Here is a 26,643-nt window from a genome sequence, read left to right on the forward strand (position 1 = left end):
GCCCGGCGGTGCAATATCGGCCTCATCGTCTTTCTGGAATGTCACCCATGTCTAGCGTTTTTCTCCATGCCGCCCGTCCTCAGCCGCCTGTGCCGGAACCCCTGCAGGACGCCATCAGCATCGCCACGTTGCTGGCCGCGCGCCTGGCCGAAACGGCCAATGCCCGCGACCAGGCCGGCGGCCATGCGGCGCAGGAACGCGAATGGCTGCGCGATTCAGGCTTGCTGACCCTGTCGATTCCCGTGGAATTCGGCGGCCAGGGCGCGTCGTGGCCCCTCGTGTACCAGGTGATCCGCATCCTGGCGCGGGCCGACAGCGCGCTGGCGCATGTCTTCGGCTTCCACCATCTGCAGCTGGCGGGCCTGCAGCTGTACGGCAGCGCACAGCAGCAGCGCCGCCTGCTCACCCTGACCGTCGACGAGCGCCTGTTCTGGGGCAATGCCCTCAACCCGCTAGACAAGCGCGTCACAGCCAGCGACAGCGGCGACGGCTACGTCCTCGACGGCATCAAGAGCTTTTCTTCCGGTTCCGTCGGCTCCGACTGGCTGACCGTCTCCGCCTGGCACGCGCCCACGCAGACGGCGCTGATCGGCGCCCTGCCCACGCGCCAGGATGGCGTGACCGTGCAGGCGGACTGGGACGCCTTCGGCCAGCGCCAGACGGACAGCGGCAATGTGCATTTCCAGGCCGTCGCCCTGCCGCGCGAGCTGGTGCTGCAGGCGCCCGCGCAGGCCGCCACGCCGCAAGCCACCGTGCGCTCGCAGATCGCGCAGCTGATCATGGCGAATTTATACCTGGGCATCGCCGAAGGCGCGTTCGAGGCGGCGCGCCGCTACACGGGCGAGCAGGCGAAAGCCTGGTTTGCCTCGGGCGTGGCGCAAGCGACGGATGACCCTTTGCTCCAGCACCGCTACGGCCAGCTGTGGCTCTTGCTGCGCCCCGCGCAGGTGCTGGCCGATGCGGCGGCGCAGGAACTGGAAGCCGTATTCCGCAAGGGCGCGCTGGTGACGGCGCGCGAACGGGGCTTGCTGGCCGTGGCCGTGGCCGAGGCGAAGTGCCTTGCGCACAAGGCGGGACTGGAGATCAGCAGCCAGATGTTCGAACTGACGGGCGCGCGCTCCACCTCGGCCCAATACGGCTTCGACCGTTACTGGCGCAACGTGCGCGTGCATACCCTGCACGACCCCATCGACTACAAGCTGCGCGACCTGGGACGCTTTGCCTTGACCGGCACGGTGCCCGAGCCGACGGCATATTCGTAAAACCACGGCCTGGGCGAATCGATACATTTGCGCCGCAGGCAATTTAACGGACTTCCGGGGTCAGACCCGGCGGGTCTGACCCCAGTTCTTCACTAAGCAGGAGTTAACATGACCATCGCCCGCCGCAGCATCGTCCTCACCGCCCTGACCCTGGCCTTGACGGCCAGCTTCGCCCACGCCAAAGACCCGAAAGAGATCACCATCGGCACCAGCGCCGGGCCGTACGCGGACCAGATCAAGCTGGGCATCAAGCCTATCCTGGAAAAACAGGGCTACAAGGTCAAGCTGGTCGAGTTCAACGATTACATCCAGCCAAACTTCGCGCTGGCCGAGGGTTCCTTGGACGCCAACGTGTTCCAACACATCGTCTACCTGAAAAAATTCGCGCTCGAGCACAAGCTGGCCCTGACGGACCTGATCACGATCCCCACGGCGCCGATCGCCATCTACAGCAAGAAGCACAAGACCCTGGACGACGTGAAGGAAGGCACGACCGTGGGTTTGCCGAACGATCCGACCAACCAGGCGCGCGCGCTGGTACTGCTGGACCAGCTGGGATGGATCAAGCTGCGCGCCAGCTTCGACCCCGTGCGCGCGTCGGAAAAGGATATCGCCGTCAACACGAAGAAAATCAGGCTGCTGCCGCTGGAAGCGGCGCAGCTGCCACGCTCGCTGGGCGACACCGATTACTCCTTCATCAATGGCAATTACGCGCTGGCGTCGGGGCTGAAACTGACGGACGCGCTGGTGGCCGAGAAGATCTCGCCCAACTACATCAACCTGGTGGCCATCCGCACGGCCGACAAGGACAAGCAGTTCGCGAAAGACCTGGCGGCCGCCTACCGCTCGCGCGAATTCCTCGACATCACGAATAAACACTTTGCCGGCTACTCGAAACCCGACTACCAGCAAGCCTTGCAGACGGCGGCCAAATAAGCCATGGCCAAGACGATACGCTTCAACGCCTTCCAGATGAATACCGTCGGCCACCAGTCGCCGGGACTGTGGACGCATGCGCGCGACCGCAGCCACCGCTATACCGATCCTGCACACTGGACGGAACTGGCGCGGCTGCTGGAAGCGGGCCTGTTCGACGCGGTTTTTCTCGCCGACGTGCTGGGCGTGTATGACGTGTACCGGGGCAGCCTCGATGCGGCCCTGGAACACGGCGTGCAGGTGCCGCTGAACGACCCGCTGGCGCTCGTGCCCATCATGGCGCAAGCCACCACGCACCTGGGTTTCGGCGTCACCTGCGCCCTCACCTATGAACATCCGTACACGTTCGCGCGGCGCATTTCCACCCTCGACCACCTGACCGGCGGGCGCATCGGCTGGAATATCGTCACTGGCTACCTCGACAGCGCGGCGCGCAACCTGGGCTTGCAACAGCAACTGGGTCACGACGAGCGCTACGACCTGGCCGACGAATACCTGGAAGTGGTCTACAAGCTGTGGGAAAAGAGCTGGGACGACGACGCCGTCGTCAACGACAAGGCGCGCGGCATCTACGCCGATCCAGCCAAGGTGCATCCGATCAACCATGCCGGGCGCCACTACCAGGTGCCCGGCATCCATTTGTGCGAGCCGTCGCCGCAGCGCACGCCGCTGCTGTACCAGGCGGGCACCTCGCCGCGCGGCACGCGCTTCGCGGCGCGCCATGCGGAAGCCACGTTTGTCAGTGGCCCCAGCAAGACGGTCGTCAAGCGCTACGCCGACGACTTGCGCGCCGCCGTGCGGCAAAGCGGCCGCGATGGCGAGGCGCTGCTGATCTACGCCCAGGCGCTGATCATCACGGGCGCCACGGAAGCAGAAGCGCGCGCCAGGCACGCCGACTATCTGCGCCACGTCAACATCGAGGCGGCGCTGGTGCTGCTGTCGGGCTGGACGGGCGTCGATTTCAGCCGCTATCCGCTCGACGCCACCATCGACTACATCGATTCCCCGGCCGGCCGCTCGGCGCTGGCCTCGTTCAGCCAGGCCGACCCGGACCGCACGTGGACAGTGCGCGAGGCGGCCGAATACATCGGCCTGGGCGGGCGCGGCCCCGTGCTCGTGGGTGACGCGCGCCAGGTGGCCGACCAGCTGGAAAGCTGGCTGGACGAGACGGGCATCGACGGCTTCAATCTCGCCTTCGCCGTGGCGCACGACAGCATGGCCGACGTGGTGGAACACATCGTGCCGGAACTGCAGCGGCGCGGCCGCTACCGCACCCAGTACGAGCAAGGCAGCTTGCGCCACAAGGTCTTCGGCCAGGGCCCGCGCCTGCCCGCCAGTCACGCGGGCCGTCAGGTCAGCATCGCGCCTTCGGTCCCGTCCTGCGCCACGCTGGCCGCCGCCTGAGGGCACGCTATCCGCAGCTACCCTGACCGGCATCGCTGCCAGCGTTTGCATCGCGCCCCGTTCCGTGTCAGCATATGTCACACTGGCAACACGGATAAGGATCGCAATGCCCCTCACACCACCACGCGCGCTGCTCCTGGCAATGCTGCTGGCCAGCCCCGCCCCCCAGGCGCAAACACCTGCGCCAGCCACGCCGCAGACGCCGGACTGCGAAGTCTGCGCCGCCTGGAATGCCGACCAGACGCCGTTCCGCATCTTCGGCAATACTTATTATGTGGGCGTGAAAGGCCTCAGTTCCGTGCTCATCACGTCGCCGCAGGGCCATGTGCTGATCGACGGCGGCTTGCCGGAATCGGCGCCGAAGATCATCGCCAATATCGGCGCGCTGGGTTTTCGCATCGAGGACGTCAAGCTGATCCTCAATTCGCACGGCCATATCGACCACGCGGGCGGCCTGGCCGAGCTGCAGCGGCGCAGCAATGCGCTGGTGGCCGCCAGCCCGTCGGCCGCGCTGGACCTGGCGTCGGGCGAAGTGGGACCGGACGACCCGCAATACCACGCGCTGCCCAAGTACCCGCCCGTCAAGGACATGCGTCTGGCGCGCGACGGCGGCCAGTTCAATGTCGGCCCGATTCAACTGACGGCGCACGCCACGCCGGGCCACACGCCCGGGGGCCTGAGCTGGACGTGGCAATCGTGCGACGGCCCCCGCTGCCTGAACATGGTCTACGCGGACAGCCTCAACGCCGTCTCGCGCCCCGGCTTCAAGTTCAGCGCCAGCAGCGAGTATCCGAACGCGGTGGCGGACCTGCGCCACAGCTTCGAGACCCTGGAAAAGCTGCCTTGCGACGTGCTGATCTCCGCCCACCCGGAAGCGTCGCAACTGTGGGAACGGCTGGAAGCGAGCGCCACGGCCGGCAGCGAGGCCTTCGTCGACCCGCAGGCCTGCCGCGCCTACGTGGCGGCGGCGCGCACCCTGCTCGAGGCGCGGCTGGAGCAGGAGCGATAGGCTTGTCAACCGTGCACGCCGGCGCGGCGCGTATCTGCTAATCTGACGTCATTCATTTGAAGAAGGAAATGCCATGTTCAAGATTGCCAGACTGATTCCCCTCGCCGCCATCGTCGCCATCACGGCCGGCTGCGCGCAAACGCCCGTGCGCAGCGACGCCGCCGCCGCAGCCCCCGGCGCCACCTCGCCCGCCAAGCCGGCGCCGAAGCTGGCGGGCACGCAGTGGAAGCTGAAGGAATTGAAGGGCAAGCAAGTGGTGCGCAAGGCGCCTGAACAGCGCGAAGTGACCCTGCAGTTGGCCGAAGGCCGCGCCAGCGGCCACAGCGGCTGCAACCAGATGATGGGCGGCTACACCAGCGATGGCGTCAGCACCCTGGCCTTCTCGCAGCTGGCCGGCACCATGATGATGTGCCAGCCGCAGGACATGGACCTCGAGCGCGAACTCCTGACCACCCTGGGCGAAGTCAATGGCTACCGCTACGCGGACCAGGAATTGCTGCTGCTGAAGGATGGCGTGCCCGTGGCCCGCTATGAAGCGCTGACGGTGAAGTAAGGTTTTTGCAAAGCCAGGCGCCACGCCCGGCTTGAAGAGTGCCCGAAAAACGTTCAGGGCAAGGCGCAGCGCCGCAGGCAGTACGCTAGTACGGCCAGGCGCTGTAACGCCGCCATGGACGTTTTCTCGGCCACTCTTCAATCGTTGCGCATCTGCGCCTGCGATACATTGCTATTCGCTGGCACGCTCTGCGTCAGCCACACATTCCCCCCGATAGTCGATCCCGCGCCGATGGTGATGCGCCCCAGCACGGTCGCGCCCGCGTAAATCACCACGTCATCCTCGACGATGGGGTGGCGCGGCGTGCCCTTGATCAGCGCGCCGGAAGCATCGGCGGGAAAGCGCTTGGCGCCCAGGGTAACGGCCTGGTACAGGCGCACGCGCTGGCCGATGATGGCCGTCTCGCCGATCACCACGCCCGTGCCGTGGTCAATGAAGAAAGATGCGCCGATGTGCGCGCCCGGGTGGATGTCGATGCCCGTCAGGGTGTGCGCGATGTCGGCGATCAGGCGCGCCAGGAAAGGCGCGCCGAGCGCGTGCAGTTGGTGGGCCAGGCGGTGGTACAGAATGGCGATGGTACCCGGATAGCACAGCATGATCTCGGCCACCGAGGTGGCGGCCGGGTCGCCCGCATAGGCGGCCTGCACGTCCGACACCAGCAGGGCGCGGATGTCGGGCAGGCTGGCGGCAAACGCGCGCGTGATGTCGCGCGCCTGCTGCGCCAGCGCCGCGTCGTCACTGGCGCCGTTCTGTTCATCACCAGCTGGTATGGAAAATAGCAAGCCGCGCCGCACCTGCTCGCTGAGCCGGTTCAGGGTCGTGTTCAGCGTGTCGCCGACAAAATAGTCGATGCTTTCATCGGTCAGATTCGGACGCCCGTAATGCGTGGGGAACAGGGCCGCCGACAGGCCGTTGACGATGGTGGTGAGCGCTTCGCGCGACGGCAGTTCACGCACCCTGCCGTTATGGCGGATCTTGTGCTTGTCTTCGCGCGAGCTGCGCAGGGCCTGGATCACGGGTCCCAGATTCCACTGGGCCGTGTCGTCGGCGGGCGCCGCCGGATAAATACTGTGCATGGCGTATCACTTCCAAAAAGCGGCTAACAAGCCGGGTCGCCCCAGCTTAACGGTGACGGCAAGCGGTGCAAACGAAGAATTCCAAGGTTTCATATGCGAAAAACGCATATGGATGGCAAACCGCCGCGGCGCCGGACTCGATTCCCGCCGCTAGCGTAAAATGACGGACTAACAAAAACACTCTTCCACATGACTAAATTATTAACCTGGATTTTGGCGGGCCTGGCGATGGTCGGACCGCTTGCAATTGACACCTATCTGCCGTCTTTCCCCGCCATCACGCAAGATTTCAATGCCAGCCCCCTGCTGGTGCAGCAGACCCTGAGCTTTTTCCTGTTCACGTTCGCCTTCATGATGCTGTTTTACGGCACCCTGTCCGATTCGTTCGGCCGCCGTCCCGTGATCCTCGTTTCGCTGGTGCTGTATGTGATCGCCTCCGTGGGCGCCGCGCTGGCGCCGTCGCTGGGCTGGCTGCTGGCCTGGCGCGTGCTGCAGGGCCTCTCGGCGGGCGCCGGTTCCGTGATCGGCCGCGCCATCGTGCAAGACCGCTATTCCGGCGCCGCCGCGCAGAAAATCCTCTCGCACATCATGATGGTGTTCGCACTGGCGCCGGCCATCGCGCCCGTGCTGGGCGGCTGGCTGCAGGTCAGCCTGGGCTGGCGCTGGATTTTCTGGTTCCTCACTGCTTTCGGCGTGCTGATGTTCGTCGTCGTCTGGCGCGCGCTGCCCGAAAGCCTGCCGAAGGAGCAGCGCCACGCCTTCCACCTGGGCGGCATCGCCGTCAATTACTGGAAAGTGCTGTGCCACCGTCAGTTCCTGCTGCTGTCGACGGCCATCGGCGCCGCCTTTGGCGGCTTCGCCCTGTACATCGGTTCGGCCGCCTACTTCATCATCAACATCCTGCATTTGCCGGAAACGGCCTTCGCCTGGCTGTTCATTCCCCTGATCAGCGGCATGGTGTTCGGTTCGGCCCTGTCGGCGAAAATCGCCCATCGCTACAGCCAGCGCCAGATGATCTGGGCCGGCTTCATCTTGATGCTGGTCGCCGCGCTGGCCAACATCGGCTACAACTATGTGTTTGCCGCCGAAGTGCCATGGGCCGTGCTGCCGCTGTTCTTCTACTCGTTCGCCCTGTCGATCGCCATGCCGCCGATGACCCTGATGGCCCTGAACCACTTCCCCAACAACAGCGGCCTGGCGTCGTCGATGCAGTCGTTCATCCAGATGCTGCTGTTCGCGCTGGTGTCTGGCCTGGTGGCGCCGCTGCTGTTCGACAGCGCGCTGAACCTGGCGTATGGCGTGATGGTGGGGCTGCTGGTGAGTTTGGTTTGCTGGGTGTTTGCGCAAGGGAAAGCAGAAGCGTAGGTCGGATTAGCGCAAAGCGCGTAATCCGACAACATTGTTGGCGGGTGACGTCGGATTACGCGCAAGCGCTAATCCGACCTACGACCTAAGCCGACCTACGGCCTGTTCGCGCTGGTGTCGGGACTGGTGGCGCCGCTGCTGTTCGACAGCGCCCTGAACCTGGCGTATGGCGTGATGGCGGGGCTGCTGGTGAGTTTATTGTGCTGGGTGTTTGCGCAAGGGAAGGCAGAAGCGTAGGTCGGATTAGCGCGCAAGCGCGTAATCCGACTGCATCTGCCAACCATGTTGTCGGATTACGGCCCTTCGGTCCTAATCCGACCTATAACCAAGATAGAGGCACGATGACGGCCAAGGTTACGGCCACGGTGCCGGCGTCACATCCTGATATTGCGCCCCGCCCTGCTCCGGTTCCGCTTCATTGTTCTGCGATGGCTGGCCCAAGGAACCGGCCGGCGAACGCAAGCTCAGGATTTCCTTGCGCGTCTCGACGAAGTCGGCGGAACTGAGAGGGTGCTGCTGGTCGGGCCAATGGCTGACGGCCCATTCCTGCAAAGCTTCAAAGCGCCGCCACAGTTCGGCGATGAATTCGCGGCGCGCCTCTTCCTCCTGCTGCGGCGTCTTTGCGGCGCCTTCTCCGATAGGTACTTCTTGCATGGCTGCTCCCTGGCTGATCAATCGTCTTGCCAGACTACGCAGAGACCAGCCTATCGTCTGTTCGCGAACGAACACAGAGTTATTCGGGCATCTTGCGGAAACCCACGGCCAGGCGGTTCCAGGTATTGATGGAGCCGATGGCCAGGGTGACGTTGACCATCTCCGCCGGCGTCAATTGTGCCGCCAGCGCCGCATACACGTCATCGGGCGCCTGGCTTTGCGGCAGCAGGGTCAGCGCTTCCGTCCAGGCCAGCACGGCCCGCTCGCGCGGCGTGAAAAACGGCGTTTCGCGCCAGACGGACACGGCATACAGGCGGCGTTCCGTTTCACCCGCCTTGCGCGCGTCGCTCGTGTGCATGTCCACGCAAAAGGCGCAGCCATTGATTTGCGAGGCGCGCAGGCGGACCAGCTCAAGCAGCGAGTGTTCCACGCCCAGTTTGGCAATCGCCGCTTCCAGAGCGTACATGGCCTTGACGGCATCGGGCGAAGCTTGTGTAAAATCGAGTCGTTGCTGTGTCATGATGCATTCCTAGATGGAGTAAAGATGCATCATTGTAAAAGCGCAAGAAGTACGCGCGACAGGCCAATCCCCCCGAAAAGCAGCAGACCACCAGCAGAAACCCCATGGAATTACACATCCTGATCGACGGCACGCGCGACCTGGGCGGCCAGCTGTACCGCCAGCTCAGCGCAGCCATCCGCTCGGGCCGGCTGACGGATGGGCAGCAATTGCCACCCACGCGCCTGCTGGCCAGCCAGCTGGGCCTGTCGCGCAAGACGGTGTCCGACGTATATGAGAGGCTCGCTTATGAGAAGTTGCTGGTAGGAAAAGTCGGCGTGGGCAGCTTCGTGCAGACGCCGCACGCCTCGCCGCAGCGCCGCCATGCCAGCACGCCGCTGGCCAGCGCGCAGCGCATCGCCCGCTGGGAAGCGACGCCCACGCCGTTGCGCCGGGCCAGCCAGGAAACGCCGGCGCGCTATGCCTTCATCGGCGGGCGCGCCACGCCTGCGCACTTCCCGCAGGATGAATGGCGCGCCTGCATGCTGCACGCGCTGCGCCAGGGTGGCCAGGCGCGCGGCCGCTATGGCCCCGTGGAAGGCTTGCCCGCCTTGCGCGCGGCGATCGCCGGCCATGCCGCCTTCAGCCGCGGCATCCATTGCACCGAGGAACAGGTACTCGTCACCAGCGGCGCGCAGCAGGCCCTGCACCTGCTGGCGCTGACCCTGCTGGAAGCGGGCGACACGGTTGCCGTGGAAGAACCCGGCTACCCGGTGGCGCGCGCCGTGTTCGCCAGCCAGGGCGCGCGCGTGGTGGGTATCGAAGTGGACGAGGATGGTCTTGTCGTCACGCAAATTCCCGACGGCACGCGCTTGATCTATGTCACGCCCGCACATCAATTTCCGCTCGGCATGCCGATGAGCATGGCGCGCCGCCATGCCTTGCTGGAGCGTGCCCGGCAGTTGGGCGCCATCATTATCGAGGACGATTATGACAGCGCCTTCCGCTATGAAGGCCGGCCCGAGGATGCGCTGCAAAGCATGGACCGCTATGGCGTCGTCGCGCACGTGGGCAGCTTTTCCAAGATCATGCTGCCGGAACTGCGCCTGGGCTATGTGGTGCTGCCGCAAGCCCTCGTGCCCGCCATGCAGACGGTGAAATACCTGAGCGATTGCCATACGGCCAGCCTGGGCCAGCATGCGCTGGCCAAGTTCATCGGCGACGGCCATTTGCTGCGCCATATCCGCCGCTGCCACGACATCTATGCGGGACGGCGCGAACGGCTGCAGCACTGGTTCAACGGCCCGTTGTCGCCGTGGTTCCGCCTGGTTCCGGCCAGCGCCGGCTTCCACGTGGCGGCGCTGGCGCAGGCGCCGCTCGATATAGCCGAATTGCTGCGCCGCGCACGGCTGGCCGACGTCAGCCTGTATGCGCTGGCCGGTTTTTACCATGGCCCCGCGCGCCATGAAGGCCTGTTCCTCGGCTATGGCGCCATCGACAAGCTCGATATCGACACGGCGCTGGCCATCGTGCTGGCGATCCTGCAAGACATGGCGCCCCTGCCCCTCAGCGGGGTTGCCAGCGATAGTGCCCCGTGATCGGATAACTGAATAAGATATTTTCCTCGCGCGCGCCTTCGCCGATGTTGTGGATGATCAGCGGCACGCCGCTCGACGACTGCTTGTCGCTGACGATGCCGATGTGCGTGAGGTTGCGCGGCAGGCGCCAGGTGACGATGTCGCCCGCGCGGTAAGCGTTCGCTTGCGTCGCTGGAGGCAGGCTGGTGCCGTGGCGGGCAAAGTAGGTGCCCAGGTTCGGCACGCGCCGGTGGTCGATATTGCGGTCCGGTCCCTTCATCTGCCAGCGTCCCTGCTGCTGGTACACCTGCCATGCCTTGCGCATGTCTTCGTGCACCAGCACCTGCAAATCCTGCCCCAGCTGGCGGTAGGCCCGAACGACCACGTCCGTGCACACGCCCCGCTCCAGCGGCACGTCGCCGCCCGGATAGGCCAGGCGTTCGTAGCGCGGATCGTACTGCACCGTCACGCCCACCTGGCTGCGGGCGGCGGCAACCAGGGCTTGCGGGCTGGCAGGGGCTGCCGACGCCAGCATGGGCGCCAGGGCAAGCATCACGGTGAAAAGCGGTTTGATTGGCATCAACGTCAGTGGTCGGATGGAAAAAATGCCAACTTTACCGTAGTAGCAAGGAAAATGGCGGACGCTAGGCGGCCAGCTGCGCCAGATGGGCAGGGAAATCCACGGCCGGGCCGGCCGCATTGATGGTGTCGAAATAATCGTGCCAGCCCGTGGCGGCGATACCGGCCAGCAAGGCGTCCAGTGCCGCCTCGTCCGGGAAGCGCCAGACGGCATAGAATTGCTGGGCAGCCGCGTGCAGCTTGCCGCCGTCGACGGCGCCCATGGCCAGCGCTTCGGCGCCGCTGCCGGACAAGGCCGCCATGCCGGCGCCCACCGTGGCGAAATACGCCTGGCGCGCGGCGCCATCGAGGGCCAGCCAGGCCGGTTTCGGGCTGTACAGCTCTAACAGATAATGCATGGTTTCTCCTTCGGTGATGAATGATCAGGCCAGCGAGCGCTGGGCGCGCTTGCAAATGCGTGCCGTGGCGGCAGCGGGGCTTTCCAGCAGCCATTGCGCGCACAGGCTGCGCACCCAGTCCGGCTGGCTCTTCGCTGCATCGTTGAGCCAGTTGGCCACGGAATCCTGCACGTAGACGGCCGGGTCGGCGCGCAAGGGCTGCAACAGGGGCAAGGCCAGCTGCGGCTGCTCTTTTAATTGGGCGATATGCGCGCACCACACGCCGCGCGGGCGCAGCGCTTCGCAGGCAAAGCGGCGCACTCTTTCCGACGGGTCCGCCGTCCACGGCGCCAGCAGCGCGATGGCGTCAGGCAGATGCTCGGCCAGACGGGGCCGCAGCGCCAGCCAGGCCCATTCGCGCACGCCAAAATGGCCATCGTCGGCCAGCGGCCGCATGGCGGCCAGCTGTTGCGGCAAGGACCAGCCAGCCTGGGCGGCGATGGCAAAGCAGGCCCAGCCGCGCACCGTGTCGGATGGATGCGCTTGCAGCATAGCCAGGTCGGCGTCGGCTTCCAGCAGCAATTGCGCCGCCAAGGCCATGCGTTTGGTGATGCCGGCGGCGGCCTGCGCGTGCATCCGCTCCAGGCGGGCGGCGCCGAGATCGGGCACGGCGGCGGCCAGCAGTTGGGCGAAATCGACGGCCAGCCCCTCCGTCAGGGTGGCGCTGGCCACGCTGCCCCCATTCAGCAGGGCCAGGCGCGCGGGGGCGATGTCGGCGACGCCACGGCTCATGGCGCCCCTCGGTCCGTCTTGCGCCAGGCTTTTTCCAGCAGCGCGCTCAACAACCGCATCTCGTCCGGCGTGAAATCGGCAAACAGGCTGGCGATCCATTGCGCGTGCTCATCGACCAGGGTGGCGGCGGCCGCTGCTCCCTTGGCGCTCAGGCGCACCAGCAGCTTGCGCCGGTCGAGCTGGTCCGCGTGGCGCGCCAGGAAGCCATCGCGTTCGAGGCCGTCGAGCAAGCCCGTGATGGTGCCGCGCGTCACGCCGGCCCGCTCGGCCAGTGCATGCGGCGAGAGTCCGTCGGGCACGTCGCGCAGCAGCGCCAGCAGCACGAACTTGCCTTCCGACAAGCCATGCCGGCCCAGGCGCGTGGCGCAATCGCCATCGATGGCGGATGCCAGGCCCAGCACTTCAAAGCACAGGCGCAGGCGTTCGACGGCTGCCGGCATGTCCGCGCCGAGCGCGCGGCGCTGCACGTCACCGAGCAAGGCCGTGTATTTCTGTTCGAGTTTTATCATATGGCGCAATATAATATGGCGCCATACCACATGTCAAATGAAAAACCGTGAAGGCTTTCCCCTAGCCTTAAAGACGGGCTTTATCCCTGGCCCACGCGACGATGGCATGCGCATCGATGGCACCCGGCTGGCGCGCCACTTCCACGCCGCGCAAAAACAGGGCCAGGGTGGGAATGCTGCGGATATTGAAACGGCTGCCCAGGTCCGGCGACGCTTCCGTATTTACCTTGACGACGCGGAACGCCGGCTCCAGGGTCTTGGCGGCTTGCACATAGAATGGCGCCATGCTGCGGCACGGGCCGCACCACGGCGCCCAGAAGTCGACCAGCACGGGAATGTCGCTGCGTTCGATATGCTTGAGGAAACGGGCGCTGGCCAGGTCCACGGGCTGGCCCGTAAATAGCTCCTTCTGGCACTTGCCGCAAGTGGGCTGTTCAATCAGGCGCGCGGCCGGCAGGCGGTTGACGGCGTCGCAATGGGGGCACACGATGTGCAGGGAGTCTGGCGTGGTCGGGGTCATGGCATTCCTGGAAAGGGTAGCGTACAGTTGCCGGACATTTTACGGCGTATCGTGCGGCGGCGCTTATCTGCATAGTCCACTATAGTGTGCTGGAACGGCGCGCATATTCCCCCGCCGGCCAAGGAGAAACATGCCTGATGTCGCAAACAACAAGAACGCCGGGCTGGCTACTGTCCTGGCCGTGCAGCGTGCCGCCTGCCTGGGCCACCCGGTACCCACGCTTGCCGAACGCAAAAGCGACCTGCAAACCCTGCAGCGCTTCATCCGCGACCATACAGACGCGCTGTGCGAGGCGATCAGCGCCGATTATGGCAACCGTTCCCACCACGAAACCTTGCTGGCGGAGATCTTTCCCGCCATCGACGGCATCGATCATGTACTGAAAAAGTTGAAAAAGTGGATGCGGCCGCAGCGCCGCAGCGTGGACTGGCGCAGTTTTCCAGGCGCCCGCAACCGCGTGCTGCCTCAGCCGCTGGGCGTGGTGGGCGTCATCGTGCCGTGGAATTTCCCCGTCAACCTGAGCCTCGTGCCCTTGACCTACATCTTTGCCGCCGGCAACCGCGCCATGGTCAAGATGAGCGAAAACTCGCGCCACCTGGCCCGGCTGCTGATCGAGACCATGCCCGCCTATTTCCCGCCGGAAAAGCTGCAGTTTGTTGACGAGACGGGCGGCGTGGGCATTGCTTTTTCGCAACTGCCGTTCGACCACCTGCTGTTTACGGGTTCCGGCCAGACGGGCCGCGCCGTCATGGCGGCCGCCGCACAGAATCTGTGCCCCGTCACCCTGGAGCTGGGCGGCAAGGCGCCGGCCATCGTCTGCGCCGATTTCGACGTGCGCACGGCAGCCGAGCGCATCCTGTTCGTCAAATACCTGAACGCGGGGCAGATCTGCACCAGCGTCGACCATGCCTGGCTGCCCGAAGCCAGCATCGCCGCCTTCGTCGAGCACGCGCGCCAGATCATGCCCGCACGTTACCCGCGGCTGGACACGCCCGACTATACGTCCATCATCGACGAGGCTGCCTTTGACCGGCTGCTGCAGGCGCTGGACGAAGCACGCGCGCGGGGCGCGCAAGTGATTTCCCTGTTGCCAGGTCCGGCCTGGGACCGCGCCACGCGCAAGATCGCGCCGCACATCGTGCTCGACGCTCCCGCAGACAGCCTGCTGCTGACGCGGGAAATCTTCGGCCCCATCCTGCCGCTGCGCGGCTATACAAAGCTGGAGACCGTGATCGCCAGCATCAACGCAGGGCCACGTCCGCTTGCCATCTATCCGTTCAGCAATGACGCCAACACGGTGCAAACGCTCATCGACCGGGTGATGTCGGGCGGCGTCTCCGTCAACGATGCGCTGTTCCACGTGGGCCAGCACGACCTGCCCTTCGGCGGCGTGGGCGAGTCCGGCATGGGCCACTACCACGGCGTCGAAGGTTTTCACACTTTCAGCAAGCTGCGGCCCGTGTTCTACCAGGCGCGCTACAGCGCGTTGGCACTGCTGCGGCCGCCGTACGGCAAGCTGGCCAGCCGCGTATTGAACTTCCTGACCCGCTGATTACAGGAACAGCGAGGCGGCGATGGCCCACATGACGAGGGCGATAATGCCGTCGAGCACGCGCCAGGCCATGGGCTTGGCAAACACGGGCGCCAGGTAGCGGGCGCCAAAGCCCAGCAGGAAGAACCACAGGGCCGACGCCATGATGGCGCCGCCGGCAAAGTAGAAGCGTCCCGCGCCTTCATGCTGGCCGCCGATCGAGCCGAGCAAAATCACCGTGTCGAGGAAGGCATGCGGGTTCAGCAGGCTGAACGCCAGCGCCGCGCCGATCACGGCCCAATAGCCTTCGGGCGACTTGGCGGCCGACACCGTCATGGCCGTTGGACGCCAGGCCGACTTGGCAGCGCGCAAGCCGTAGGCGATCAGAAAGGTGGCGCCAGCGGCCTTGGCCCGCAGCAGGAAATCAGGATTGTCGGCAATAAAAGTGCCCATGCCGGCGACGCCGGCCGTGATCAGGATGGCATCGCACAGCAAACAGACGAGTATGCAGGTGAGCACGTAATGGCGCTTCAGCCCCTGCTTGAGCAAGAATGCGTTTTGCGTGCCGATGGCCACGATCAGGCTCGCTCCGAGCCCCATGCCTTTCAAGAAAATTGCGCTGTCCATATCGATTCCTTTCCATTGCTTTCCATCACGCGCACGGCCGCCCACGCTCTGCCGGCAACGGCAAAGTCATCAGAGGTAGGTGGAGGGTGGTGCGGAACCAGGGGGACCGCGCGGGAGAGTGGAGTTGTTACCCTATTTCAACAGTGTAAAGAAAAAGTAAATATAAGTATAATGAATGATTCTAACCATATATAAGAGAATCTTATGCGCGTCGTCGATTACCGTGGATTGGCCGCCCTCGACGCCGTGATTGGCCTGGGCAGCTTTGAAAAGGCCGCGCAGGCGCTGGCGATCAGCCAGCCGGCCGTGTCGCAGCGCATCCGCACCCTGGAAAACCTGGAAGGTACCCTGTTGATCATCCGCAGCCACCCGCCACTGCCCACGGAAGCGGGCCAGCGCCTGATCGCCCATTACCGGCAAGTCAAGCTGCTTGAGGCGGCGCTGGACGCCCAGCCCGGTCCCACCACGCAATTGCCGGCGCTGGCCATCGCCGTCAACGCCGACAGCGCCGCCACCTGGATCCCGGAAGCGCTGGGGCCGCTGCTCTCGCCGCCGTCCTGCCTGCTCGATATCCGCCTCGACGACCAGGACCATACCTTGAGCCAGCTGCGCGAAGGACGCGTGTTTGCCTGCGTCACCAGCGCCAACGACCTGGTGGCCGGCACCACGGCCACGCCGCTGGGCGGCATGCGCTATCTGTGCGTGGCGTCCCCCGCATTCGCGCAGCAGTGGTTTCCCCATGGCTTTACGGTGGAAGCCGTCAGCCAGGCGCCCGCCATCACGTTCGGCAGCAAGGATGCGCTGCACGAACGCTACCTGCAGCACCGCCTCGGCTACACGGGCCGCTATCCGCACCATGTGCTCGGTTCGGCGCGCGACTTCGTACGCTTCATCGAAGCGGGCTATGCTTATGGCATGGTGCCCCTGCTGCAGGCGGAAACGGCGCTGGCCGCCGGCAGGCTCGTCGACGTGGCGGCCGGGCAGGCGCTCGACGTGCCCCTGACCTGGCATGCCTGGGATATCCAGACCCCCCTCACGCGCACCCTGTCGGACGCCGTCATCGCCACGGCGCGCAAATGGCTGTTACAGGATTGATTGACGCATGCAACATTTATCTATACCAAACAGCAACTTCCCCGTGTGCACCCTGCCCAGCCTGGCCTACACTGCAAGCATCCACCATCACCATCGGGAGCCCGCATGACGATCCTGCGCACCACCCTGCTCGGTTTGCTGGCGGCCATCCCGCTCGCTGCCGGCCTGGCTGCCTGCTCGCCCTTGACCGCCATCAATGCCTTGTCATCCGGCAGCACCTCGCACGTGACGCGCGGCCTGGCCTACGGCCCCCTGCCACGGCAGAAACTCGATGTGTACGCGCCCAAGACCCGCACGGGCCCCGTGCCCGTGGTGGTGTTCTTTTACGGCGGCAACTGGACGACGGGCGAGCGCGCCGACTATGCCTTCGTCGGCCACGCGCTCGCGGCGCGCGGCTACCTGGCCGTGATCGCCGACTACCGGCTGTATCCGGACGTGCATTACCCCGAGATATTGCAGGATGCGGCCCGCGCCGTGGCCTGGGCCGCGATGGAATCGAGCCGCCATGGCGGCGACCCGACGCGTTTGTTTGTCATGGGCCATAGCGCCGGCGCCTACAATGCGGCCATGCTGGCGCTCGACGCCAGCCTGCTGGCGCGCCATGGCATGCGTCCGCACGACTTGCGGGGCTGGATAGGCCTGGCCGGCCCTTATGATTTCCTGCCGATCGAAAACACCATCACCCGGCCCGTGTTCTTTTACCCGGACACGCCCGCCGCTTCGCAGCCCATTCATCACGTGACGGCCGACGCCCCACCCGCCCTGTTGATCGCTCCAAAGCCCGGCAAGGACAAGCTGGTCGATCCACAACGCAACACGGGCGGCCTGGCCAGCGCCTTGCGCGCGCTGCACCGGTCCGTGACGGAAACCTATTTCGACCATGTGGGCCACGCCACCCTGGTCGCCACGCTGGCCGCCCCGTTGCGCAGGCTGGCGCCCACGCTGGACACCGTCAGCGCCTTCATCGATGCGAACAGTGGCGCCGGCAACGCGGTCTCGTCAGCGGTCTTGCCCGCAGTCTTGTCAGATACCGGCTCGCCGGCAGGGCCAGCCTTGCCGCCCCGCTCACCTGGCTCAGGCACGCCAGCCCCGGAGCTGCACGCATACGACAAAACGCCCGCCCCGTGAAGGGCGGGCGCTCTGCCCAAACCAATACGCACAATGCCGCGTGCCGGCTGGCCGCATAGCAAGGCTCGGCCCTCGCGATGCGGCTCAGCTGCAAGCAGCTTCGTACTTACTCTTTACGGCTGGCGCTGCTGCTCTTGCTTTGAGCGGAGCCCGCTTGCGATGCGCTGCCGCTGGCCGAGCTTTCGCTGCCGGACGACTGCTGGCTGCCCTGGTGGCTGGCGCTTTGCAGGCTTTGACCGTCACGGCTTTGCGCACCGCGCTGCTGGTCGCGGTTAGCGCCGTTTTGCTGATAGGCCTGGAACGGTTCGGCCATGCGCTGCATCGCTTCCTGCTGCTTGCGCACGTTTTTCTCCGTTTCTTCCGAAGCGGTGCGGGCCACTTCTTCAGCCAGGGCCTTGGCGGTACGGCTCGTTTCATTCACATGACGCTCTGCCACATTGGCCAGTTCGACCTGCGTATCGGCAGCCAGGCGCGACACCTGTTGCTGATACTTGCGCAGTTGCTCGGCGGCTGGCTGGCCCGAGGCGGCGGCCACCTGGAATACATCTTCGGCGCGCTCGACCGTCAACAGGTTCTGGCTGGTGACCGTGCTTTCTTCCAGCAAGCCTTGCGCCAGTTGCATGTTCAGGTCACTGAAATGCTGCATCGATTGAAACAGCGACTTCGACAGGCCATTGAAGAAAGCCAGCTGCGCTTCCAGGTGATTTTTGGCGGCGGGGGTAACACTACGGGAATATGGATACATGGAGTTCCTCATTAATAGCGGTTGGGTGGACATAAACAGATGGCGACACCACCGGCTGTCGAACGGTGAGACAGACAGCCGGGCTACGCCACGAAACGCGAAAAAACATATCCGATTGGTGGGAAGATGCTTTGCAACGCGAGTCCCAAGGCTACGTGAGCACCGCAGGTGAGGCATGATCTGGATCAAAGGTGCGCTAGGCTGCGCAAAAAGTTTGGGCTGGACGGCTTGCTCTTGGCAAACGTCAGTAACGGAAAGGGAAATCTGTGTCAGGCAAGCTCAGCCAGCGGCGCCCGTGCCCGGCACGACGGGCTTGTAGCCATGGCTGCGCAGCGACGCTTCCAGCCAGCGGTTGCCGTACCAGCCGCGCGCCAGCAGGTAACTGAGTTCCGCGCCGGCCATCAGCAGCATCATCGGGCCGATGCGCATTTCGGTGGCGAGATGGCTGCCAAACCACAGGCACACATCCATTGCCAACATGAGCAGCACCAGCCACCAGCGGCGCTTGGCGACCGCCCAGAACGAACCCAGGAACAGGGCCGGCCAGGAGAAACCCGCTTTGACGTAGGCATAGCGGCCGGCATCATCGGCAAACAGGGTGGCGCTGTGCTTCATGCTGCTCTCTTCAGGTAATGCCCGGCATCAAGGCTCGGGACGGTGGCAGACGGCTTCGACATTATGGCCATCGGGCCCCAGCACGAAAGCGCCATAGTAATTCGGGTGATAGATGGCGCGGATGCCGGGCGCGCCATTGTCCTTGCCGCCCGCTTCCAGCGCGGCCTTGTAGAACGCGTCCACCTGGGCGCGGTTGTCGGCCGCGAAGGCGAGATGCATGCCGGCATGCGCCGCGCCGCCCACGCCGAACCAGAAATCGGGCTTGCCATCCTTGCCCATGCCAACCCAGCCCTGCTCTTCCATCACCACCGAGACGCCCAGAGGCGCCAGGGCGGCGGAAAAGAAAGCCTTGCTGGCCTGTGCATCGCTGACAGTCAAACCGATGTGATCAAGAATCATGATGGCGCTCCTTGCAGGTAGTGGGAAAGGAAGCGCAGTATGCGCCAGCATTGCCTTTTAAGCAAGCAAAGCTACAGATCCTGCGCGTAGCGGGCAAGCATCTGCTCCTGTGTTTCCAGCGGGCCAATACTTCCCGTCTGGTCCCCGATCATCCGGCCCATCGTCGGCAAGACGGAGCGTTCGACCTGGGCCGTGCTATCCCACAGGCGCGCACGCATCAAGGCCTTGGCGCAGTGCAAATAAGCTTCGGCCACGCGCAGGCGCATGAGCAGGCGCGGCGGGTTGCGCTCGCCGGCAAAATACGCCAGCAGCGCCGCATCATCGCTGAGGCTGGCCTCGCCATTCACGCGCAAGGTTTCATCGACGCCGGGAATCATGAACAGCAGTCCCGCCCTGCCCATCTCGGCAATATTGCTGAAACTGTCCAGGCGGTTATTGCCCTTGGCACCGGGCAGCAGCAGGGTATGGGCATCGAGCACATGCACGAAACCGGGCGCGCCGCCGCGTGGCGAGGCGTCGAGCTGGCCGCCAGCCCCGCCCGTGGCCAGCACGACGAACGGCGACAGCCCGATGAAGGCGATGCAATGCGGATCGAGGTGGTCGAGCTGCTTGCTCAGCGCCCGCCCCTGCGCGGGCGGATAATGCGCGCGCAGTTGCTCCAACGAATCGATGTCCATGCGCCCCCCGCTTAGCGCAGATTGCCCGTATGGCCCAGCGAATAGCGGCCCGGCTGCGGCCAGACGGTCAGACCGTGCGGTTCCTGGCCGACTTTCACTTTGGACACGTTGCCGCTGTTCGTATCGATGCGGTACACCACGTCGTCGAAACGGCCGGACAGCCACAGATACTTGCCGTCGGCGCTCACATTGCCCATGTCGGGGCTGCCGCCGCCGGGAATCGGCCAGTTCGACACGACTTTTTCCGTGGCGAAATCGATCACGCTGACGCTACCCTTGCCCTTCGGCTTGCCGTGGATGCGGTGCGTGCCGCGGTTGGCCACGTACAGCTTTTTACCGTCACGGCTCGGGTACAGGCCGTGCGCGCCCACGCCCGTCTGGATGAAGCCGATTTCCTTCAGGGTGGCGCCATCGACGATGTGCACGCCGTCGGCGTCCATGTCGGCGATAAAGAATTTCTTGCCGTCCGGCGAAATGCGTATGTCTTGCGGCATGCCCTTCTTGACGCTGCAGATTTCATTCGCCGGGCCGCCCACGGGGCCGGACTCGGCAAAGCGCTTGGCCGGCATCTGCAATTTCAGGTAACCGTCGACCTTGCGGCCCACCAGGTCGATCTTGGCGATGGTGCCGTCGAATTCGCAGGTGAACATGGCGTAGCGGCCATCGTTCGAGAAATCCGCATGGTTGATGCCGCCGCACTGGGGCGTATCGATCGAATACTGCACCGCCATGGTTTTCGGATCGCGGAAATCGAGACGGTGGCGCGCTTCGGCCACGACGATGGCCGACTTGCCGTCCGGCGTGAAATACATATTGTAGGGATCATCGACGGGCACTTCCTTGCCCGGCTTGCCCGTCAAGGGGTCGACCGGCGTCAGGCTGCCCTTGTCCGTGCGCTCGGCATTGTTCGCCACCCACAGGGTGCGCAAGTCCCACGACGGCACCACGTGCTGCGGGCCGCTGCCGACCTTGAACTTGTCGACCACTTTCAGGCTGTCCTGGTCGATCACATAGACATCGTTCGAGCGCAGGTTCGGCACATAGACGCGGCGCAAGTGATCCTTGACGACGGGGCTCATATTGCTGCTGGCGATGCTGCCGTACACGTTTTTCGGGTCCACCAGCGGCGGCATGCCCGGCAGCGGCGAATAGGCGGCCGCCGGCGCCGCGGCGACAGCGGCCGGGGCCGGCGTGCTGGCGCCGATGACCTGGCTGGCCACGCCCAGGCCGGCCAGTGCGGCAGCCAGGGCGGACAAGGTGACGATGGTGCGTCGTTGAGATTTTTTCATGTGTTTTCGCGTCATTTCATTGCAAAAGCCGGAAGTTCAGCACTTCCAGCGGAAGATTTATTTATTTCGTTGCAGCAATTGCTTGATGGCGGCCACCGAGGTGTCTACCTGCAGCTTGATACCGATCTGGCCCAGCTCCTTTGTTGCCCGCGTCGCGTCGCCGCGCACGCCGTCCGCCACGCCGGGCTTCGGTCCGTGCGCCATGGCCTCGCTGCGCACGAGCGACGGGTCCGTCGCCAGCATCAAGGCCGCGTCCGCCAAGCCCGCATGCAGGCCGATCTCGGCGCTGCTGTGGCCGCGCTTCTGCAATTCGGCAATATAGGCCGATTGCGTGATGTCATAGTAATCGAGCAAGGCGTAGGCGCGCGCTTCCTTGCCCGCAGGTGTCTTGCCCCAGGCGCGGTTGAGTTTATTCGCCACGTTCTGCTCGTTCTTCTGGTAGCCACCGTGATCGCCAAGGAAAATGATGTCGCGGAAGCCATGCTGACGCAGGCTGGCGGCGGCCCCTTCCAGCACGGCTTCGAAGGCGGCCGGCGGTATCGAAATCGTGCCGGCAAAGCGCATGTGCCCGGCCGGTGGCGAAATCGCGCCTTCCGGCACGTAGGAGACGACGGGGGCGACGATGGCGTTACCCAGCTGCTGTGCGATCTGGCGCGCCAGCAAGCCGGCGCGCACATTGTGCTTGCCCAGTGCGATATACGGCCCGCTCTGCTCAACGCCGCCGATCGGCACGAGCACGGTGGTGGCGCCGTGCTCGATACGGCTGCGCAACTCCGTGCTGGTCAGTTCTTCCAGCATGACGCTGCCGCTGGCAGGCGCGGCCGCCATGACGGGCGCCGTGCCCAGCAGAGACGACAACGTCAGGACGAACAGGGAAACGAGGGGCTTGCGTGAAATACGGAGCGTGGATGGCGCACACGGCGCCGTTCGCTGGGGGAACTGCAGAGTCATAAGCCAACATCTTTCCGAGGTCAAAGGCGCCGTGCCCGGCCTTGCCAGGCAAGCTGGCTGCCACGCAGGAATTGTATTCCATCATGACGGGAAGGGCACGTTAATTTGACGCGGCAGTTTGCGAGGAATTGACCTGGGGCAGCGAATGGCGCAGCGTCGTCCGCATGAACAGCGAACGCCGTGTCTGATCAGGAGGACCATGCCGACGCGCTAAGTAACCCCCAATAAATTATTGTGATTTCTGACTGCCATAACCGGCGCTCTGCGGCGTTGCTCACTGCTAGCAGTGCCCGCACTGCGTCGCAGCGAGCGCCTTGCACAGCATCCGGTTCTGTTCGTCATAAATTCACACTAATTTCCCGAGGATTACTTAGAAATTGCCGACAAGCCGTTTGCTTCTTACGTTTGCTTATTACGTTTCACGACATCGCCGCTACCCGTCAAGAACAGCCGCGGGTAGTTCGCTCGAATTTACTCAAGCCTATTGCGCCTGCGCCATGCAATAAAACGGCCCAGTGCGGCGCCCGTCATGACCGAGATCAAAAGCCAGCCTTTGACCTCTGCCTCATCCTGAGAAATAACCATCCAACTGCCCATGCCAACGACGAAACCTGCCAAGCCGCCGTAGCCGATGTACATGCGCCGATCCAGATTGTCCACGGTTTGTTGCAACGCTTCAGGACGGGCAATTGCTTCCTGTATAAGGATGGTTCCACATTCGAGGCAACGTGCACTCATGGCTGAATTTTGGGCATTACACACTGGGCAGGTCATCGGCGGCCGAAAAGAAAAGTGGTTAATTGATATAACGTGGCCGAGGATAAAATTTCCAAGAGGCAACTTATATAATATAACATGCCTGTTAGCTGTTTTTCAAAAAATGGTCCGCCAACCGTAATGCGATACCGATATCTGAAACTTTGGCATGGCACCATATTTATTTCCACATCAGCTTGAATAACCCAAGCTTGCACCCTGGCGCTTACGCGAATGTGACAATGTGTGATGTTTCCATGTGGAAAATTTGCTATCGTTGATGGCATTCCTTCCTTATCTTCAGATTGAATCTGATTAAAACCATCCTCTCAATGAAAAGAATATCAACTGCTTTCCTTATTTATCTGACCTTCTGCTCCGCTCTGGCCTTTGTTGACTTCGATTGGGATGCGGAAAACGAACAAGCCGCAAAGTCATCAATCTATAAGCAGACGCTCTACATGAACAACGTCCAACGACAGGCATATATAGACGACCTCGAAACCATCCATTCTGCGGGCATGATGGGGGGAGTAAACGGCAGACGCCTGCATGGAAATGAGGCCAGCGATATTCACGATTTGGCGAACCAGATTCGTCAAAAAACAGGGAGGAACATCGTTGAATTTCCCTCCAAACCGTTTGGCGAGGCCATTTCCAGCTTTTTCAAAATCCCATTTATATTATTGATTAATAAATAGAAAAAACGTTTACTTGGGAATATGGCGTCGATGCGTCAAAGCAGGTGTGGAAGCCTTCCAGCACCTGACAATGACATACGGCATGCCCGAGTTCATCCCAGCATGCGGCGCGCCGGTTGCGCTGCGCGGCGCGGGGCCGTTTCGGGAGCCGGCAAGCCGCCCGCCACCTTCAATGATTTTTCCTTGGCATCGCCGCGCAGGCGGAATACGGCCACCACATCGACCAGTTCGACGGCGCGGTCCTGCAGCGAGGATGCGGCGGCCGCCGCCTCTTCCACCAGGGCCGCGTTTTGCTGGGTGACCTGGTCCATTTGCGAAATGGCCTGGTTCACTTGCTCGATGCCGGCGCTTTGCTCGTGGCTGGCGTTGGCGATGTCGCCCATGATGTCCGTCACGCGGCGGATGCTGGCGACGATTTCTTCCATCGTCGCGCCCGCCTGGTCGACCAGCGCGCTGCCCGTGTTGACCTTATCGACGGAATCCTCGATCAAGCCCTTGATTTCCTTGGCAGCCGCGGCCGAACGCTGCGCCAGGTTGCGCACTTCCGTTGCCACCACGGCGAAGCCGCGGCCCTGCTCGCCCGCGCGGGCCGCTTCGACGGCCGCATTCAGCGCCAAAATGTTGGTTTGGAAGGCAATGCCGTCGATCACGCCGATAATGTCGGCGATCTTCTTCGCCGATTCATTGATCGAGCCCATCGTACCTACTACTTGCGCCACCACGGCGCCGCCCTTGCGCGCCACGTCCGAGGCGGACACGGCCAACGAGTTCGCCTGACGCGCATTGTCCGTATTCTGGCGCACGGCCGAGGTCAGCTCTTCCAGGCTGGAGGCCGTTTCTTCCAGCGACGACGCCTGCTGCTCCGTGCGCACGGACAAGTCCGCATTGCCGGCGGAAATCTGCGCGGCCGCCACGCTGACCGTATCGGCCGAGGCGCGCACGGTGGCGATCACGCCGACGATACGCTCCAGAAACTTGTTGAAGGCGGTGGCCGTGCGGCCCACTTCATCCATGCGCTCGACGGGCATGGCCGCGGACAGGTCCAGCGAGGCGCTGACCCGCTCCAGCGTATGTTCGATATTGCCCAGGCCGCCACTGATGGTGCGGTAGATATGCCAGGCCAGCGCGCCCGTCAGCAGCACGGCTACGCCCAGCACGGCCAGCATGGTGTTGAACGCCGTGTCGTAGGCGGCCAGGCTTTCCGCTTTGACATCGTCGACCAGCTTGTTGTTGTAGGCGATATGGTCATCCATGCTCTTTTTCGCGGCGGCGGCCGTGATGGCCAGCGGCGTGCCGGCCAGCAAGGTGGCGCGCACGCCATCCATGTCGCCCGCGTAGGCGGCGGCAAAGAATGGCACGAGCGCGCGGCGGTACGCTTCCATGGCGGCCTGGTCGGCGTCGAGCATCTTGCTGTCCGTCGCATCGTACAGGCGCTCGGCGCGGTAGGTGGCGATGACCTTGTCGAAATTCGTGTTGGCGTCGGCCACGGCCTTGTCCAGCGCCGTCTTGTCGGCCAGATTCGAGAACACGGACAGGCGATAGCCGGCCAGGCGCGAATCGGCCAGGAAACCCTTGGCCGCATTCAAGCCCTGGATGCTGGGAATGATGCGGTTTTGCACGGTGTCGAAACGTTCCTGGGCGCGCTGCAGCTGGATGGCGCCGCCGGCGCCCAGCAATAGCAGGGCCAGCAAGGCGATGGTGAGGGTCAGAATGAGTTGCTTGGTGATATTCATGGTGTTTCACAGTAAAAAGGTGGCCTGGCAAGGCCAGGCGGGATGAGTAGCTGCCGATCAGGTGGCCAGGACCGGCTGCAGGCGGCGCGGGCTTAGGCCGCCAGCGGGGCTGCGTCAGGCGTGCGGCGCAGCAAGTCGCCGTGCTGGCGGCAAAACGCCAGGCCCGCCTTGTGGCCCACGTCGAACAGCAGCTGCATGTTCGAGCTGGACCAGTCCAGGGTGTCGGGCCAGTGCTGTTCCGGGATGCCGCCCATCAAGTCGAGCTTCAGCAGACGCCGCTTGGGCTGGCCCGTGCGCGCATCCGTGTTGTGCTCGAGCTCAAACAGGCGCAGCTCGCTCTTGGAAATTTTCACCAGCGGCGTGATGATGGAGCGCACCCAGGCGTCGTACAGGTTGCGCGGCTTGCGCAACAGGCGCTCGTCGCCGAGGATGTCGAGGATGACCAGGGTGTCGGCGTCATGGTGCTCGCCCTTGCCTTCGATAAACGGGTCGAAATTGAGCGTGTCGAGGGCCGCGCCTTCGATGTAGTCGTCGCCGTCGATGGTCGTCGGCGCATACAGGAAGGGAAACGACAGCGCGGCGCGCACGTGGATGGGTTCGATCTCGTGCTTGCCCCAGATTTGCATGCGGTGCTCGCTGAGGTTGTAGGCATTGATGTAGAAATCGGGGCGCATGCGCGCCACGCCCGCGAAGTCGACGGCTTTTTCCAGGAAGGGCAAATGCGCGCACAGGCCCAGGCTTTTCGCGGACAGGTCCGATGGCGACAGCGACGACACCATCAGCTTGCCCCAGTCCGACCAGGCCGTGGGCACGCCCGCAAACGTTTGCTGGAACGCCTGAAAAAAAGGATTGTTGGCCGGCGGCTGGAAAGCGTCGCGGAAGGTGCTCGCGTGCATGCCCGGCTTCTGGAATACCTTGTAGTTGATCGGGATCATCTTGTAGATGCTGTCGGCCACGCCCGTGTCGGCCCAGCTTTGCAAGGCCTGGCGCGGCGTGGCCTCGTGCGGCGTCGTGTAAAGCAAACCCATCAGCACTCCCGCGCCGGACGCGGAAATGACGTCGAACTCGATGCCCTCATCGAGGAAAGCGGCCAGCGCGCCGGCGATCAGGGTGGAATTTGGTGCACCGCCACCCAGCAGCAAACCCGTTTTGCGGGCCGGTTTCGCGGTCGCGGCTGGCGCCGGATCCGGCGGCGTCGTCATCACTGTCTTCATGCACACTCCCTGAACGGAACGGGGCAGTCACCCCTTAATTGTTGGTTACTACACGCTTATGGCGCCTAAT

At 64.0% G+C, this 26,643-nt stretch carries 30 protein-coding genes; 12 read left to right on the top strand and 18 right to left on the bottom strand.

What is annotated here, in order from left to right:
* Positions 1-47 precede the first annotated feature (47 nt).
* From JAB8_RS12370 to JAB8_RS12390, 5 genes are all read left to right on the top strand, one after another.
* Positions 48-1,262, top strand: coding sequence for an acyl-CoA dehydrogenase family protein (locus tag JAB8_RS12370; protein WP_070289712.1), 1,215 nt, complete (start codon positions 48-50; stop codon positions 1,260-1,262).
* Between the two features lie 108 nt (positions 1,263-1,370).
* The gene (locus JAB8_RS12375; protein ID WP_070289713.1) at positions 1,371-2,198 is read left to right on the top strand and encodes a MetQ/NlpA family ABC transporter substrate-binding protein; all 828 of its coding nucleotides are present in this window, start codon (positions 1,371-1,373) and stop codon (positions 2,196-2,198) included.
* 3 nt (positions 2,199-2,201) lie between these two features.
* Positions 2,202-3,602, top strand: coding sequence for an LLM class flavin-dependent oxidoreductase (locus JAB8_RS12380; protein ID WP_070289714.1), 1,401 nt, complete (start codon positions 2,202-2,204; stop codon positions 3,600-3,602).
* A gap of 106 nt (positions 3,603-3,708) precedes the next feature.
* Positions 3,709-4,611, top strand: coding sequence for a subclass B3 metallo-beta-lactamase (gene bla / locus JAB8_RS12385; protein WP_070289715.1), 903 nt, complete (start codon positions 3,709-3,711; stop codon positions 4,609-4,611).
* Positions 4,612-4,684: 73 nt separating this feature from the next.
* Positions 4,685-5,164, top strand: coding sequence for an META domain-containing protein (locus JAB8_RS12390; protein ID WP_070289716.1), 480 nt, complete (start codon positions 4,685-4,687; stop codon positions 5,162-5,164).
* Between the two features lie 137 nt (positions 5,165-5,301).
* Here the strand turns inward: JAB8_RS12390 and epsC are convergent, their stop codons facing one another.
* Complete coding sequence (gene epsC / locus JAB8_RS12395) at positions 5,302-6,240, bottom strand: serine O-acetyltransferase EpsC (protein ID WP_070218250.1); 939 nt, start codon at positions 6,238-6,240, stop codon at positions 5,302-5,304.
* Between the two features lie 189 nt (positions 6,241-6,429).
* Between epsC and JAB8_RS12400 the strand changes: the two genes are divergently transcribed.
* Positions 6,430-7,605, top strand: coding sequence for a multidrug effflux MFS transporter (locus JAB8_RS12400; protein ID WP_070289717.1), 1,176 nt, complete (start codon positions 6,430-6,432; stop codon positions 7,603-7,605).
* 114 nt (positions 7,606-7,719) lie between these two features.
* Positions 7,720-7,842 (top strand): hypothetical protein, encoded by a 123-nt coding sequence (locus JAB8_RS30155; RefSeq protein WP_275528099.1) that lies wholly within the window; start codon positions 7,720-7,722, stop codon positions 7,840-7,842.
* Between the two features lie 117 nt (positions 7,843-7,959).
* On the opposite strand, the gene JAB8_RS12405 is transcribed toward JAB8_RS30155, so the two are convergent.
* On the bottom strand, positions 7,960-8,259 hold the full coding sequence (locus JAB8_RS12405; RefSeq protein WP_070289864.1) for a hypothetical protein: 300 nt from the start codon (positions 8,257-8,259) through the stop codon (positions 7,960-7,962).
* A gap of 79 nt (positions 8,260-8,338) precedes the next feature.
* Positions 8,339-8,779 carry a carboxymuconolactone decarboxylase family protein gene (locus JAB8_RS12410; RefSeq protein ID WP_070289718.1) on the bottom strand — a complete coding sequence of 147 codons (441 nt, stop codon included), beginning with the start codon at positions 8,777-8,779 and terminating at the stop codon, positions 8,339-8,341.
* Positions 8,780-8,883: 104 nt separating this feature from the next.
* Between JAB8_RS12410 and JAB8_RS12415 the strand changes: the two genes are divergently transcribed.
* On the top strand, positions 8,884-10,356 hold the full coding sequence (locus JAB8_RS12415) for a PLP-dependent aminotransferase family protein (RefSeq protein WP_070289719.1): 1,473 nt from the start codon (positions 8,884-8,886) through the stop codon (positions 10,354-10,356).
* On the opposite strand, the gene JAB8_RS12420 is transcribed toward JAB8_RS12415, so the two are convergent.
* The 5 genes from JAB8_RS12420 to trxC all read right to left on the bottom strand — a co-directional run bounded on the left by JAB8_RS12420 (position 10,325) and on the right by trxC (position 13,112).
* Entirely contained in the window at positions 10,325-10,915 is a 591-nt protein-coding gene (locus JAB8_RS12420) for a DUF1287 domain-containing protein (RefSeq protein WP_070289720.1), read from the bottom strand. The genes JAB8_RS12415 and JAB8_RS12420 overlap by 32 nt on opposite strands.
* 64 nt (positions 10,916-10,979) lie before the next feature.
* Positions 10,980-11,312, bottom strand: a complete 333-nt coding sequence (locus JAB8_RS12425) for a DUF6616 family protein (protein WP_070289721.1) — start codon at positions 11,310-11,312, stop codon at positions 10,980-10,982.
* 24 nt (positions 11,313-11,336) lie between these two features.
* Entirely contained in the window at positions 11,337-12,083 is a 747-nt protein-coding gene (locus JAB8_RS12430; protein WP_070289722.1) for a HEAT repeat domain-containing protein, read from the bottom strand.
* Positions 12,080-12,589 carry a MarR family transcriptional regulator gene (locus tag JAB8_RS12435; protein ID WP_217494221.1) on the bottom strand — a complete coding sequence of 170 codons (510 nt, stop codon included), beginning with the start codon at positions 12,587-12,589 and terminating at the stop codon, positions 12,080-12,082. Before JAB8_RS12435 ends, JAB8_RS12430 begins: the two co-directional genes overlap by 4 nt.
* A gap of 70 nt (positions 12,590-12,659) precedes the next feature.
* On the bottom strand, positions 12,660-13,112 hold the full coding sequence (gene trxC, locus JAB8_RS12440; RefSeq protein ID WP_070289724.1) for a thioredoxin TrxC: 453 nt from the start codon (positions 13,110-13,112) through the stop codon (positions 12,660-12,662).
* Positions 13,113-13,242: 130 nt separating this feature from the next.
* Here trxC and JAB8_RS12445 point away from each other — a divergent pair, with 130 nt between their 5' ends.
* Positions 13,243-14,664 carry a coniferyl aldehyde dehydrogenase gene (locus tag JAB8_RS12445; protein WP_070289725.1) on the top strand — a complete coding sequence of 474 codons (1,422 nt, stop codon included), beginning with the start codon at positions 13,243-13,245 and terminating at the stop codon, positions 14,662-14,664.
* On the opposite strand, the gene JAB8_RS12450 is transcribed toward JAB8_RS12445, so the two are convergent.
* Positions 14,665-15,270, bottom strand: coding sequence for a LysE/ArgO family amino acid transporter (locus JAB8_RS12450; protein ID WP_070289727.1), 606 nt, complete (start codon positions 15,268-15,270; stop codon positions 14,665-14,667).
* 204 nt (positions 15,271-15,474) lie between these two features.
* Here JAB8_RS12450 and JAB8_RS12455 point away from each other — a divergent pair, with 204 nt between their 5' ends.
* Entirely contained in the window at positions 15,475-16,365 is an 891-nt protein-coding gene (locus JAB8_RS12455) for a LysR family transcriptional regulator ArgP (protein ID WP_035817600.1), read from the top strand.
* A 105-nt stretch (positions 16,366-16,470) separates the two neighbouring features.
* Positions 16,471-17,493 (top strand): alpha/beta hydrolase, encoded by a 1,023-nt coding sequence (locus JAB8_RS12460; RefSeq protein WP_083287697.1) that lies wholly within the window; start codon positions 16,471-16,473, stop codon positions 17,491-17,493.
* A gap of 106 nt (positions 17,494-17,599) precedes the next feature.
* On the opposite strand, the gene JAB8_RS12465 is transcribed toward JAB8_RS12460, so the two are convergent.
* The 7 genes from JAB8_RS12465 to JAB8_RS29070 form a co-directional block, all read right to left on the bottom strand.
* Positions 17,600-18,238, bottom strand: coding sequence for a phasin family protein (locus JAB8_RS12465; protein WP_070218260.1), 639 nt, complete (start codon positions 18,236-18,238; stop codon positions 17,600-17,602).
* 279 nt (positions 18,239-18,517) lie between these two features.
* Positions 18,518-18,853: a hypothetical protein gene (locus tag JAB8_RS12470; RefSeq protein WP_070218261.1), complete on the bottom strand. Its 336-nt coding sequence runs from the start codon at positions 18,851-18,853 to the stop codon at positions 18,518-18,520.
* Positions 18,854-18,880: 27 nt separating this feature from the next.
* Entirely contained in the window at positions 18,881-19,252 is a 372-nt protein-coding gene (locus JAB8_RS12475) for a VOC family protein (protein ID WP_205602343.1), read from the bottom strand.
* A gap of 71 nt (positions 19,253-19,323) precedes the next feature.
* Entirely contained in the window at positions 19,324-19,929 is a 606-nt protein-coding gene (locus JAB8_RS12480) for a pyridoxamine 5'-phosphate oxidase family protein (RefSeq protein ID WP_070289729.1), read from the bottom strand.
* Between the two features lie 11 nt (positions 19,930-19,940).
* Positions 19,941-21,218: a YncE family protein gene (locus JAB8_RS12485; protein WP_070289731.1), complete on the bottom strand. Its 1,278-nt coding sequence runs from the start codon at positions 21,216-21,218 to the stop codon at positions 19,941-19,943.
* Between the two features lie 57 nt (positions 21,219-21,275).
* Positions 21,276-22,169, bottom strand: a complete 894-nt coding sequence (locus tag JAB8_RS12490; RefSeq protein ID WP_083287699.1) for a creatininase family protein — start codon at positions 22,167-22,169, stop codon at positions 21,276-21,278.
* Between the two features lie 471 nt (positions 22,170-22,640).
* Positions 22,641-22,907, bottom strand: coding sequence for a hypothetical protein (locus tag JAB8_RS29070; RefSeq protein ID WP_139143025.1), 267 nt, complete (start codon positions 22,905-22,907; stop codon positions 22,641-22,643).
* A gap of 350 nt (positions 22,908-23,257) precedes the next feature.
* Between JAB8_RS29070 and JAB8_RS12495 the strand changes: the two genes are divergently transcribed.
* A complete protein-coding gene (locus tag JAB8_RS12495; protein WP_070289735.1) occupies positions 23,258-23,626 on the top strand; it encodes a hypothetical protein in 369 nt (122 codons plus the stop codon).
* Positions 23,627-23,718: 92 nt separating this feature from the next.
* Here JAB8_RS12495 and JAB8_RS12500 read toward each other — a convergent pair whose 3' ends face one another.
* Both JAB8_RS12500 and JAB8_RS12505 read right to left on the bottom strand, forming a co-directional pair.
* Complete coding sequence (locus JAB8_RS12500; RefSeq protein WP_070289737.1) at positions 23,719-25,359, bottom strand: methyl-accepting chemotaxis protein; 1,641 nt, start codon at positions 25,357-25,359, stop codon at positions 23,719-23,721.
* A 92-nt stretch (positions 25,360-25,451) separates the two neighbouring features.
* The gene (locus tag JAB8_RS12505; protein ID WP_070289739.1) at positions 25,452-26,561 is read right to left on the bottom strand and encodes a patatin-like phospholipase family protein; all 1,110 of its coding nucleotides are present in this window, start codon (positions 26,559-26,561) and stop codon (positions 25,452-25,454) included.
* Positions 26,562-26,643: the final 82 nt, after the last annotated feature.

Origin of the sequence: Janthinobacterium sp. HH106, from assembly GCF_001758725.1 — a bacterium.
In the GTDB taxonomy this organism is placed as follows: domain Bacteria; phylum Pseudomonadota; class Gammaproteobacteria; order Burkholderiales; family Burkholderiaceae_D; genus Janthinobacterium.